Source organism: Peribacillus sp. R9-11 (assembly GCF_031345095.1).
Classification (GTDB): domain Bacteria; phylum Bacillota; class Bacilli; order Bacillales; family DSM-1321; genus Peribacillus; species Peribacillus butanolivorans.
Genome location: NZ_CP133763.1, coordinates 2,963,805 through 2,976,782 on the forward strand (window position 1 = coordinate 2,963,805; position 12,978 = coordinate 2,976,782).

At 38.5% G+C, this 12,978-nt stretch carries 12 protein-coding genes and 1 pseudogene; 1 reads left to right on the plus strand and 12 read right to left on the minus strand.

Annotation, left to right across the window (positions count from 1 at the left end; genetic code table 11):
* Window positions 1-30: 30 nt before the first annotated feature.
* The 3 genes from RE409_RS14430 to RE409_RS14440 all read right to left on the minus strand — a co-directional run bounded on the left by RE409_RS14430 (window position 31) and on the right by RE409_RS14440 (window position 4,477).
* On the minus strand, window positions 31-1,263 hold the full coding sequence (locus RE409_RS14430) for a Zn-dependent hydrolase (RefSeq protein WP_309557713.1): 1,233 nt from the start codon (window positions 1,261-1,263) through the stop codon (window positions 31-33).
* 154 nt (window positions 1,264-1,417) lie between these two features.
* Window positions 1,418-3,037, minus strand: coding sequence for an amidohydrolase (locus RE409_RS14435; protein WP_309557714.1), 1,620 nt, complete (start codon window positions 3,035-3,037; stop codon window positions 1,418-1,420).
* 555 nt (window positions 3,038-3,592) lie between these two features.
* The gene (locus tag RE409_RS14440; protein WP_201253561.1) at window positions 3,593-4,477 is read right to left on the minus strand and encodes a hypothetical protein; all 885 of its coding nucleotides are present in this window, start codon (window positions 4,475-4,477) and stop codon (window positions 3,593-3,595) included.
* 244 nt (window positions 4,478-4,721) lie between these two features.
* Here RE409_RS14440 and RE409_RS14445 point away from each other — a divergent pair, with 244 nt between their 5' ends.
* Window positions 4,722-4,940 carry a hypothetical protein gene (locus RE409_RS14445; protein WP_201184842.1) on the plus strand — a complete coding sequence of 73 codons (219 nt, stop codon included), beginning with the start codon at window positions 4,722-4,724 and terminating at the stop codon, window positions 4,938-4,940.
* Window positions 4,941-4,995: 55 nt separating this feature from the next.
* On the opposite strand, the gene RE409_RS14450 is transcribed toward RE409_RS14445, so the two are convergent.
* The 9 genes and pseudogenes from RE409_RS14450 to RE409_RS14490 form a co-directional block, all read right to left on the minus strand.
* Window positions 4,996-6,192 (minus strand): aminotransferase-like domain-containing protein, encoded by a 1,197-nt coding sequence (locus RE409_RS14450; protein WP_201249423.1) that lies wholly within the window; start codon window positions 6,190-6,192, stop codon window positions 4,996-4,998.
* A 53-nt stretch (window positions 6,193-6,245) separates the two neighbouring features.
* The gene (locus RE409_RS14455; RefSeq protein WP_309557716.1) at window positions 6,246-6,617 is read right to left on the minus strand and encodes an MmcQ/YjbR family DNA-binding protein; all 372 of its coding nucleotides are present in this window, start codon (window positions 6,615-6,617) and stop codon (window positions 6,246-6,248) included.
* Between the two features lie 24 nt (window positions 6,618-6,641).
* Window positions 6,642-7,037, minus strand: a complete 396-nt coding sequence (locus RE409_RS14460) for a VOC family protein (protein ID WP_201249421.1) — start codon at window positions 7,035-7,037, stop codon at window positions 6,642-6,644.
* Between the two features lie 212 nt (window positions 7,038-7,249).
* A pseudogene (locus RE409_RS14465) lies at window positions 7,250-7,433 on the minus strand (IS6 family transposase); the annotation flags it as partial.
* Window positions 7,434-7,576: 143 nt separating this feature from the next.
* Window positions 7,577-7,723, minus strand: coding sequence for an aspartyl-phosphate phosphatase Spo0E family protein (locus tag RE409_RS14470; RefSeq protein ID WP_201254628.1), 147 nt, complete (start codon window positions 7,721-7,723; stop codon window positions 7,577-7,579).
* Window positions 7,724-8,169: 446 nt separating this feature from the next.
* Window positions 8,170-9,618: an NAD-dependent succinate-semialdehyde dehydrogenase gene (locus tag RE409_RS14475; protein ID WP_201249420.1), complete on the minus strand. Its 1,449-nt coding sequence runs from the start codon at window positions 9,616-9,618 to the stop codon at window positions 8,170-8,172.
* Between the two features lie 19 nt (window positions 9,619-9,637).
* Window positions 9,638-10,993: a glutamine synthetase family protein gene (locus RE409_RS14480; RefSeq protein WP_201184854.1), complete on the minus strand. Its 1,356-nt coding sequence runs from the start codon at window positions 10,991-10,993 to the stop codon at window positions 9,638-9,640.
* Window positions 10,994-11,051: 58 nt separating this feature from the next.
* Window positions 11,052-11,813: an SDR family NAD(P)-dependent oxidoreductase gene (locus RE409_RS14485; protein WP_201249419.1), complete on the minus strand. Its 762-nt coding sequence runs from the start codon at window positions 11,811-11,813 to the stop codon at window positions 11,052-11,054.
* Between the two features lie 5 nt (window positions 11,814-11,818).
* Window positions 11,819-12,943 carry a M20 family metallopeptidase gene (locus tag RE409_RS14490; RefSeq protein WP_309557717.1) on the minus strand — a complete coding sequence of 375 codons (1,125 nt, stop codon included), beginning with the start codon at window positions 12,941-12,943 and terminating at the stop codon, window positions 11,819-11,821.
* Window positions 12,944-12,978: the final 35 nt, after the last annotated feature.

The following is a 12,978-nucleotide window of genomic DNA, read 5'->3' on the forward strand; positions in this document are numbered from 1 at the left end:
TTCTATTTTAATTATTCTTACTAAGAATTCTTATTTAGACAGTATGGCAAGTACAGTTTCTAAAATCACATTTACTCCTTTTTCACAATCTTCCCATGTGGTAAGCTCTTCTTCACAATGACTTTTACCGTTAATACTTGGGACAAAAACCATAGCAGTTGGAATGTAACTAGCTATGAACTGGGCGTCATGACCAGCTCCACTTACCATTCTTTTATATGAAAGACCTAATGAATTAGTAGATTGTTCTAACAAATCACAGATTGACTTATCGAACCAAACGGTATCCCGGTCCCATAATTTTGTTACTTGGATTTCACATCCATCTTTTGAACCTGGTGTTGTAAGTCCTTCAATTATTTCCTCTACCTGCCTAATAGTTTTTGGATCCTTATGTCTAGCTTCTAACGAGAAAATAACTTTATTTGGAATAACCGTATGAATATTAGGAAACACATTTACCCTTCCCATCGTAAAAACTAAATCGTCGTCAAGCATACCCAGTTTTTGACGAGCCTCTGTGATTAAGCTATTCGTAGTAAAGAAAGCATCTTTTCTCATATTCATAGGAGTGGTTCCGGCATGATCAGATTCCCCTGTTACTTCGATTTCATAGCAAACCATTCCAAGCACACATTCAACAACACCTATGGTTAGTGATTCACGTTCAAGAATAGGTCCTTGTTCAATATGCAACTCTAAAAATGCTGTAGCTTCTTTTAAACGAGACTCTACTTCACCTTCATACCCACTAGCATTTAATGCTTCTTCAAAAGTAGTTCCCTCACTATCTGTTTTTTGCAGCATAATAGTTTTTTCGAATTTTCCTGAAAGAATTCCCGATGACATCATAGAAGGTTCAAATCTAGCTCCTTCTTCATTAGTAAAATTAACAATCATAACCGGAATTTTGGGTTTGATATTATTTTCTACTAGGGTTCGCACAACTTCTAAACCAGCAACTACTCCTAAGATGCCATCAAACCGTCCACCCTTTTTTACTGTATCCATATGTGAACCCATTACAACCGGCGGCTTGTCTTCAATTCCTGCTAATGTAGCGTAAATATTCCCCAAATCATCAACTTTAATGGTCATTCCCAATTCTTCACAACAATAGCAAAAGTAATCACGAACTAAACGATCTTCTTCAGTCAGTGATAGGCGAGTGACTCCATTGTTTACTGTTCGTCCAAAATCCGCAAATTTTTCAAGCGTTTTACTTAGCCTTTCACCATTAATTAATAATTTTTGTTTTTTCATAGAGCATATCCCCTTTCAATAAACTGCTAAATTTCTTAAAGCGATTTTTTCGGCTTTTCACTTTTTAAAAAAATGTAAGCTCTTCGGAAAATCCTTGCAGTGAAAATACTACCCTTGCATTGAAAAAGTAATGTGAAGCACCCACTACGATAGATTATATTTCCACTAATGATTCTCTATGATATAGAATCTCACCATCTATAATCGTTGATTCTACTTGTAAATCTTTAATATGAAGCGGGTTAACTTTTAAAATACTGTCAGTTAAAACCACGAAATCTGCCAACTTGCCTACCTCTATGCTGCCTTTAATATCTTCTTCAAAACTCGCATAGGCGCCATTCCAAGTGTATAGTTTAATGGCTTCCATTACGCTAATCGATTGAGCAACACCTATTTCAGAACCAGATTGGCTTCTTCTATTAACAGCAACGTGAATACCTAATAAAGGGTTATAATCAGTAACTGGAGCATCTGAACCACCTGCTGCAATGATGCCATTATCAATAAAATCACGAACAGCATACATGTGGTTGACTCGATTACCATAGTGTTGGATATATATATCCCCGAATTCATAAGGAAATGGAGGGTTTGGGATAGGGATGAGTTCGAGATTTTTCATTCTCTCTTGTAAATCTGGCGATGAGATCCCCGCATGCTCAATTCTGTGGCGATGTTCTTTTCTTGGTGATTCCTCCAACGCCTTTTCTACACAATTTAAATACATTTCAATCGCTCTATCCCCTTGAGCATGCACAGTGATTTGATAGCCTTTTTTATGTGCTTGTCCTAAAACTTGATAGATTTCTTCTTCACTATAATAAAGAATGCCAAAATTGTTAGGGTCACTGGAGTATGTCTCACGAGTGGCAATCGTAGGACCAGTACTACTTCCATCTGTAAATAATTTAGCCGGTCCAATTTTGAATCTTTCGTCCCCGGTACCGGTTACTACACCTGCTTCTACCATTTTATTAACAAATTCATGAGAATTATTTAATGAACCAATCATTGCATATATTCGAACACGAATATCCTTACTTTTAACAGCTTGTTGAAGTAAACGGAAACTCTCAGGACCATAAGCACCTGCTTCATGAATACTTGTTATGCCTGCTGCAACGAAATGCTCTGACGCAATTTTCACTGCTTTCATAAGTTCACTTTCTGTATAACTTGCAATCTCAGTCATTATCATATTTGCTGTTTCAATTAATCTGCCTGTAAACCTTCCCGTCTTATCCTTTTCAATAATCCCTCCTGTAGGATTTTCAGATTTTTCATTAATTTTGGCAATCTCTAACGCCTTGCTATTAACCACGCTTATATGACTGCATGTACGGGATACTATAATTGGATGTTCGACTGAAATTGTATCCAACTCGGCTATTGTTGGATAACGCTTTTCTTTCACAACCGTCTCATTGAATCCCCAAGCACGTATCCATTCACCTTTTGGGATGGTTGATGCTTTCTCCTTCAAATCATTTAACAAATCCTCTATAGATTTGATATGCTCATCTTTACAACTTACTGCCAACTGATTAACCCCGTATAAAATAAGGTGAATATGAGCATCAATAAATCCTGGAAGTAGTGTCTTTCCTTGCAAATCAATCACTTTCGTTTCTTCTCCGATAAAGTCCTTAACTTCTCGGTTTGAACCAACTGCTGAGATACGATTCCCTTTCACCGCTACCGCTTCGACTACTTTATTCCTTTGATCAACTGTAATAACTTCTCCGTTAATGAACACAATATCAGCTTGCATAAACACACCCCTTATTGAACTTCGCTTTTAAAGAGACAGTATTTAAAACCTTATTTCTGATCTGTAAATCCCTTTTTCATAACCAAAATAATGCTGACTAGTATTCTCACAATACTTACACTCGTCCGATACCTCCAAGGACCACAATTTTGAATATTCAGTTTTCAGTAGTTTCATTATATCTACATTAGGAATTATATACATTAGACAAAAAGTTAAAAATTTCATCGATTTTTTATACTTTTCATATGATTATGTCTTATTCGCAAATTATCCAGTGGTAAAATTACCTATTAGTTGAGGCATAATAAATGAGGATATAGAGAAAGCAAGCATTGATATCCACCTACATGTAACCTCTATTGAACAGGAATATTCTAACTCGCAATACGAATTATAGAATTCAATTCACACAAAACTAAATCTCCTGCAGAGTGGTATTCCTTTTTACTTTGAAATGTTTGAAGGAAGACTTTTTCTTACTAGAAAAGGATAGATAAAGCCTATGAGATGGCTTTATCTATCCTTTTAAATTTCTTCTTTTTATTTCAACTATTAAATCTGTTGAAACCTCCCAATAAGCCCCATAGTAAAATACTGTTTATTTTCATTAAAGTCCCATGGCCAATATCTAAGGGATAGTTCACTTTTATCCGCTTTTTCCATAAAATCTTTTATTCCAATCAGGGCTGCACCATACCCTACATTAGAAGCTAAAGCAAAGATGGCATTAAGCCCTTTATTAAAAGTATCCATATACTCAGGCTCTATCTTTAAAATATCAGACCATGTAATATAAAACCCTTTTTCAACGCAACATTTAGAAATTGAGTGATGTAAGGTAAGTACAATCTGATCTCTTAAGTCAAGAAAGCCATCCTTAATCTTTTCTATTTCTTCCCTCTCATATTGGTGCTCATATTCAGAAAGTGTATCTATTGCCCAATTATAAAATAATTGGGTATAAATTGCGGATGTTGCAACGATATCAAAATGATTAATATAATCAGCGAAAACTCCATCTGCTATCTGACCTAACTGACTCTCAGTATCTTTCAGAAATCTTACAATATCATCGGCTTTTTCCCCGCGCTCTAGCAAAAAAGAAAGCTTATGTTCAAAATCTATTTTATTCAACCCTGTTACATCGAATTCAATCAGTTTGATTTTATTACGAGTACTTTCTGAAAAATGCTTCGTACCTTTTTTCATACTTTCTATATCTATATCGAATAAATAAATGGAGTTACATTTAGTCGCAAGATGGTCAAGATCTAGATCATCGCAATTGCCTGCACCAAATATTGCTACGTTATCAACTAAACCTTTTTTCAAAAAAACAGCATCGAATAATCCTGTAACTTGTTCACGATGCATTGTCCATCTAGTTCTTCTGAATTCATCTCGATTATGATTCATTTCTCTTTGAAAAGTATCCAAGAAAATCGCTCCCTTTGAGGTCCTCTTTACTAAAATATTGTATCAAAATATTTCTATTATGTAGAGGGATTCAAATAGTTTCACAAAGCACAGAAAACAAAACTGCTAATATTCATGAGGTCTCTCAAATTTCTTAGACTTTCAAGTTCATATATTCTAATATTTTTAGGATCTTTATATGCTACACAAACGTTAGGATAATATGGAAAATAATGAAATTAGGTGTTAAAGAAAGGGGGGATTTATGAGTAAAACTAAGAAGATTTTGCTAAGTTTACTCGGAATTTTTCTTATAATCTTGGCCGGTGCTGCAATACTAATGGTTTCGTTTACGCAAAGAATGAAAGCATTTGTCCATAAAATCATCGCGAAAGAGATAAAGAATCCTTTCATTATCAAAAAACCTACCTCCTTTAAGGAAGTAGGCGTATTCAAATTCATTTTCAAAAAAGCTTCGAAATAGCTTAGAGTGTTAATCATTGCAATGATTAACACAACTAACTAACAATCCTTCAGGACTATCTTTGATAAACAGATGAGATAAGCTGTCCTAGTCTTCGAATTCCCTTGATTATTTCTTTCTCATTGGCATAACTGAACGAGAGCCTGAGAAACTCGATTCCATCCTTTTGATCCAAGAAAAAGTATTTCCCTGGAACATATGAAACACCCTCAGCTAAAGCTTGTGATAATAAATGCGACGTATCAACACCTGGAATCCTCACCCATACAAAGTAACCACCATCTGGTACATACCAGGAAACGGATTCTGGAAGAAATTGTTCCATCGAACGGATTAACGCAGTACATTTAGTACGATACACATCTTTTAAAAGGTCGAGTCGTTTCTCAAGATCGGTGTTTTCTAAGTATACAGCCATTGTACTTTGAGCAAATGGATGGTCTAAATCTTTTTTAAACCACTCTAAAGCCTTAATGAATTCACTTTCTCCTGCTATCCATCCAATTCGCATTCCTGGCGCCACAACCTTGGATAATGAACCCACATGAAGGACTCGTCCGCGTTTATCAAAAGATTTTATTGGCAGCGGACTTTTATCGAAGGATAATTCTCCGTATGCATCATCTTCTAAAATGAGGAAATCAAACTCGATGGAAAGCTCCAATAAATGCTTCCGACGCTCAGTTGTCATAGTCGTCCCAGTTGGATTTTGAAAGGATGGGATGGTATATAGAAAACGCGGGAGGGGGAGACCTGTACGTTTCCTTTCATCCAGCATTTCTTTTAATCGGTATGTTTGGAGTCCGTGTTCATCTATAGGTATACTAATAATTTGCTTCGTATAGTTTTGAAAAATCTCTAAAGCCTCCATGTAGGTGGGAGATTCCACCACTACGACCGCTTTATCATCAAGGAGAATGCGGGCAATAAGATCAATCGCCTGGCAAGCTCCTGATGTAATCAAAAGCTGTTCTTCCAAAACGCAAATTCCACGCTCTGCCAATCTTATCTGGAGTTGCTGCTTCAGTCTTGCAATACGTGGACTTCCGAGATAATGGAGCGGCAAATCCTGCTCCTCATCAAGAAGTCTTGCTACTGCTCCCTTGAGCTCCTCAGCAGGAACGAGAGCAGGATCCGGATAGCCTGAACTCAAGCGAATACAACCATCTGGAAGATCTGGCATCCATGCACCGGGCGGATCATTCTTAAGTGCCGCTTTAATGTTTTCAGATAAAAAAGATTCAACATTCACTTTGACCAAACACCCTTCCGTAAAATAAAGAAAGGCAGATCATCCGCCTTTCTTCACTTTTTATGTAACTCATTCCATTTCTTAACCAAACGCTTCGGTGCCGCCCGTAAATAGGCTTCTTGTATTAGATCGGTCAATTCATCCCAGTCATCCCTATCCGGATTTTGAATAGAGACCCAACCGTGATGTCCTATATACGGTGTTTTGAAAAAATTCTCTTTCTGTAGCAATAATTCTTGAGTGTCCCGATCTGACTTGAAAGATAAGCTGAATCCTTTCTCTCTTTCACCTGAAATCACGAAGGATTTTCCATTGATTTTAAAAGTATTGTGACCGAAACCGTCAATAAGTTCAACAGCTTCGGGCAGCGCAAGACAGATATTGCGAACATTTTCAAGCATGCCTGCCGTGTCTTGTAATTTCATGTTTTAAATCACCTATTATCGAATCTATTTTGCATTCACATCTGGTTGATGAATTCCGAATATATTGCCTTCGGTATCAATATAGTATCCTTGCCACGCCATTCCAGACAGGGCATATTTGGACTTTGCGACCTTGCCGCCATTCTCCATAATTTTAGCTTCCGTTAAATCGTAATTTTCCACTCCCATTGTACAAGCAAATGCATTTAAAGCTTGGTTTGTTTCCGGCGGAGCACTTTGACGCTGCATCAAAGCACCATTGATCCCAAGTTCATTCTCATCGCCAGTTACTGCTCCAAAGTAAGGCATTCCTGCATAATCACTCCAATCTTGAAATGACCATCCGAATACCTCTCCATAAAACTTCTTTGCCCGCTCCATGTCATTCACATGAATTTCGAAATGAACTAATCTTCCCATGATTTCCTCCTATTTTTTACAAGAATTAAAATTATACAGTGTGTTCGCTTACAAATTCCTATTTATTATTATAACGGGTGTGGAAATAAATTCAATTTTTATAAGAATATATTTTTTTAGTTGAGATTAAATCAATTTTTAGAGCCTCATCATACATCCTGTCATAACTTTTTAGAAAGACCACAGGAACCGTTCTTCAAATATAGTTAATTCCGACCAACAGAATCGGTTTGTTTGAAGTGACACCGGACTCTCTTATCCAGCTCAGGACCATATTGATGGACCCACCGCATAATGGTTGTGTAAGCTATGGATATGCCTCGTTCCTCCATTTTCCACCAAATCACGAAAACTCAAGTTGTACCGTATGTACCATCTTACTGTGAGAAGAATCATTTCTGTTTCATACAGGTACACATCCTTTTTTTAGACTGATAGTATCAGTATGCCCAAGATTTAGAGATTCATTGCAAGTGTCTTAAATTTTTTCACCAGAACCGTTTTGTATAATAGATACATCTTGAAGAAAAAATAAAGGACTAAATAGCTGTGCAATTTAGTCCAGAATCAGTTGATATTAATCTATTCAACAGCTGATCTAGATTCTGACTTAGCTCTATCGTTTGGAGATCTATAAAGCCATTTTTAAGGGCAGTAGATATCATTCGTTCTCTGATTGTTTCTATTTGTAATAATAAATCACATTGGGGACAACATGTCTTAGTGTGGTTTTTAAATAACTAGATCATCACCTAGCCTATTTTTTTAAAAAGTATTATTATAATCGGTTAGGTATTTACAGTGTTTATAATTTATTGGGAATTTTGTCATTTTAGGAAGTTGAAAGATTTTTAGTCTCTCCTAACGGCTTTCATATAAACTGAAAGTTTATACAGTATGCATCATACTGATCATGCACCTTTTTTAGAGTAATAGTATCAAAGATTTAGAGATTAATTGTATTTGTCTTGAAGTTTTTGCACCAGAACCCCATATATTATTAAATCTTTTAGGTTAAGGCCCGATTCAGTTCCTGTTTATATCCTACCCCAGCACTCCTTCCTGGTTTTGAAGCAACAGGGTTTTGAATTTGTTCGTTTAATTCCATTCAACATCCTCCCCTTTTTAAAATCTATTCAGGTAACAATGCTACATAGCGAAGTTCTAAATACTCTTCAAGTCCCTGATGTCCTCCGACTCTTCCCAATCCGCTTTCTTTTGTTCCTCCAAATGGTGCTTGAGGACACGCTAAAGAAGTGGTATTAACACCAACATTTCCAAAGTCCAAACGGGCCATTAACCTATGCATTCGAGCGGCTTCTTTTGTATAGACATATGCAGCTAGAGCATATGGCGTTTCATTGCAGCCCTGTAAAACTTCGTCCTCCTCTTGAAACGCCATCACCGGAAGAATGGGACCAAAAATTTCGTTCTTTGTGAGGTTCATCTCTGGTGTGATTCTGCTTAATAGGGTGGGCTGATAATAGTATCCGTTACGGTACGGTTCTTCAACTACACAGTTGCCACCAGCCCGAATTGTCGCTCCCTTTGCTAAGGCATCGTCTACTAAATCCTGAATTTTCATTCTATATCCTTCATCAATCATAGGACCTACGTCACCTTCATATTGACCGTCTAACCGGAAAGTTAGTTTACACATTTTTTGTTGAAGGGCATTAATCAATGCATCATGAATGGTTTCGTGAACATAGACGAGATTGATTCCGTTACAAACCTGTCCGCAGTTTTCAAATTTGTTAGCAATAATTGCATCCGCAACTTTTTCAATATCTGTATCTGGGAACACAATAATTGGACAGTTACCGCCTAATTCTAGTGTTAACCGTTTAATATGTGAGGCAGCATTCTCCATAATCAATTTGCCAACTCGTGTAGAACCAGTAAATGCAATCTTCTTCACGCGCTCATCTTTAACTAATTGATCTCCAATCAGCTTACCATTACCTGTCACGATATTGACAACCCCATTAGGGATTTCAGTTTTTATCAATTCTTCTATAAGAGCAATGGCAATGAGCGGGGTCTGATCAGCAGGCTTTAAAATTACCGTACAGCCGGCAGCTAGCGCTGGAGCAACTTTGTTTGCCAAGATAGCAGCTGGAACATTAGATGGCGTAATCAGCCCTACTACTCCTACCGCCTTTTTAAGAACGTATAGCTGTTTACCCGGTTGAGAAGAAGGGACAATCTCCCCATACACCCGTTTGCCTTGCTCGGCAAACCATCGAATAATGAGCTGGGTCCCATATATTTCTCCCATCGCTTCGTTTAGCGGCTTCCCTTGTTCCATAGATAAAAGACGGGCTAGTTTTTCTTGGTTTCTTAAAATCCTATCGGCCCACGCCTGAAGATAAACAGCTCTTTGATCAGCCGGAAGCTCTGCCCATTTTTCAAAGGAATCGGAAGCTGCAGTAATGGCTTGATCCACTTGGCTTTCATCTGCATCTGGAACCTTTCCTATAATCTTGCCTGTGCTTGGATTGATGACATCCATCTCCTTAGATGCCGTTACTTTCTCTCCATTAATCCACATAAAATTCCCATCCGTAGCTCTTAGCATTACTTCCTCTCCCTCTATATTAAATAAACTCAAAATATTTTCTTCGCTCCCAGTCAGTTACTTCAGATAAATAACCCTGAATTTCCATCTTTGCAGCTGTTAGATAGTGATCAACGACATCGTTACCCAGCAAGGCTCTTACTCGTTCACTGTGGTCTAAGCGTTCTACAGCCTCCATAAGGTTAAGCGGCAGAGACCCTATATTGCTTAGGTTATATGCGTTCGTTGTTGTACATGCAGGTGGTTCAATCTTGTTTTCAATTCCATAGAGTCCTGAAGCAATGCATGCTGCTATAACTAGGTAAAAATTAGCATCTGCTCCTGGTACACGGTTTTCAAGGCGCATCGATTTCTCTTTTCCATCACTGCGGAAAGAGGTTGTGCGATTGTCTACTCCCCATGTTAACGTATTGGGTGCTCCCATTCCTGCAATCAGCCTCTTATAAGAGTTGATATAAGGCGCATAAAAAAGCATGAACTCTGAAGCTAATTCCATTACACCGCCTAGGAAATAGCGTCCAGTATTCGAGATGCCGTGCTCTTGCAACGGATCATAGAATAAGTTTTTCCCACTTTGTAAATCCCACAAACTAATATGAGTATGTCCGCTGCTTCCGGAGTCATCAGTTACTGGTTTGGCCATGAAAGTTGCCGTTAAACCATCCATGGCAGCCAATTCTTTCACGGCATTTTTGTATACGGCTGTATGGTCTGCCATCCTAAGTGCATCCGAGTATTTTAAGTTAATTTCGTATTGTCCCTTGCCCCATTCCCCTTTGATGGATTCCACAGGTATGCCTGCCATCGTCAAATGGCGAGTAATCTTGCTTAGAAACCTGTCGTCACGTGTGAGGCGATTAATTGAATAATCAACAGGATAAGGGAACAGCGGTGAAAGCTGATGATAGTTTTTTTCTCGCAATGTATCTTCAGTTTCCTTAAATAAATAGAATTCTAGTTCACTCGCAGCGTTCACTTTATATCCGAAATCCTTTGCGCGCTGAATTTGCCTTTTTAAGATTGTACGGGGAGCAACTGAAATTTCAGTCTGATCCTTATTTTGTAAATCTCCTAAAACAAGGACCGTTTTTTCACACCACGGATAGAGCCTTAGCGTTGACATGTCAGGTTTGATCACCATATCATGGAGTCCATTGTCTAAACTGCAAAATTCATAGTTATCCTGAAAATCGAGGCTGACGTCCCAAACAAGATTAACCGCGCAGGCGTGAATTCCCTTCTGAGCTGACTCTAAAAAATAGTCTGCAGTAACACGCTTTCCGAAAAGCTTCCCTTGCATGTCTGCAGCTGCAATAATAACGGTTTCAATATGTCCATTGACAACCATATCCTGTAAACGATTGAGATCTATCATGATTTATATGCCTCCTTGTGTTTTAGTTCATCATGGGAGAAGTTGTTCTCCCATGAACTTATTGAATGGTCCAACCGCCATCAACAAACAGTGTCGTTCCTGTTATATAACTGGATTCGTCAAGTGCTAAGAATAGCGCTGAATTGGCAATATCTTCCGGTTGTCCAACTCTTCCAACCGGAAGACGCTCGATGATCCAATCCCTCACTTGTGGGATCTTAAGTCCTTGTTCAGTAAATGGTGTTTGAACTACCCCAGGCGCCAAGCTGTTTACTGTAATGCCATGACGTGCTAACTCAAAAGCAGTTGCTTTTGTCAAAAGATTAAGCCCACCCTTTGAGGTATTATAGTGCGGCTGACAGCTTCCACTGCTGGAGACAATAACATGCGCTTCAACTGAGGTGATATTAATAATTCTACCCTTTGTTCCCTGGTTGATCATTTCCTTGGCGATCGCCTGAGTACAGAAAAACGGACCTTTTAAATTCACATCATGAATACGATCCCATTCTTCTTCACCAAGTTCAAAAAAAGGAGTGAAGCCAACAATTCCAGCATTGTTGACAAGAATATCGATTCTTCCAAACGTCTCCATTGTCTTCGCTACCAGTTGTTCCACATCCGCTTTTTTGGTTACATCCGTTTTAACAATTAATACCTTAGATTCTTGCGGAGCATTTTCTGCTGTTTCCTGAGCCCCTTTTTCATTCACATCTGCGATAACAATATGAGCCCCTTCTTGCATAAAACGAAGAGCAATCCCTCTTCCGTTGCCAGATCCTGCACCTGTAATAATTGCTACTTTATTTTTTAATTTCATATCTTTTACTCCTCCATTTTTACTAGATTAATAGCAAATAGCTTTAAAATTTCCTTAAAGCTATAAAGTGATTCGATTTCAACGTATTCCTCGGGACCGTGATGTCCTGCCCCCACCGGCCCAAATTCAATCGCTGGTATTCCATAGTTGGCGTAAAATCTTGTATCTGCAGTCCCGTCTTGACCAAAGAATTCAATTTTCCGGTTCAAAAAATGTTCAGTGACTTGTTTTAACTGGACTACATAGGGGTGACCTTCATCCGTCAGCACAGGTACACCTTGAGCGAGAATTTCCAGATTTGCATCGGGAGCAGCACGTTGAATTTGCTCTATGATTTCGCTTACTTCTTCACCTGGTAGATATCGAATATCTAAATGGAACGTGCATTGATCAGGAACCTGATTGATGCCCTTGCCCGCTTCAATCTTCGAGAGATTAAAGGAAGGGCGTGTAAAAAATAAATTGGTCTTTTGGATTTGCTCGATAGCTTCAATAGCCTCACAATATTTCATCGCCTTAAGAATCGCGTTATCCCCTAGCCACGGTCGACTGCCGTGAGCAGCTATGCCAGAAACCTCCATCTTCAATTGCAGTACACCTTTAGCTTGAACAGCAATTTTATAATTGGTAGGTTCACCGCAAATGGCAATTTCCCCACGATATCCTTGGTCAACTAAGAAGCCTGTTCCATCAAATCCACCACGTTCCTCATCTGGTACTATACAGAGCATGATTTTTACCAGAAGGTCCATTTTAGACAAATCAACCATAGCGTGCATCATTGCAGCAACGGAACCCAGCATATCATAGCTTCCTCGCCCAAATAACTTCCTTTCTTCAATCCGAGGGCTGAAATCTTCCGAGGCAGCTGACACAACATCTACATGTCCGTTTAGTATAATAGTAGGACCCTCTCTCTCTTCATTTACGATACAAACAAGGCTCATTAATCCCTGATTCTCCAACAAAGTTATAGTAAGCCCTCTTTGTCTTAGCCATTCTGCACAATATCCAATGGAGGCATTAATACGTTCTGATGTGGTAGCTTCCATACGAATAAGTTCACAGGCAAGCCCTTCAATAGAATCTTTATGTTTAATGTCGCAAGCCGGCACAACTTCTTTATTCAAATCAAATCTCCCCTTTTTTTTAAAACCGTTCACCT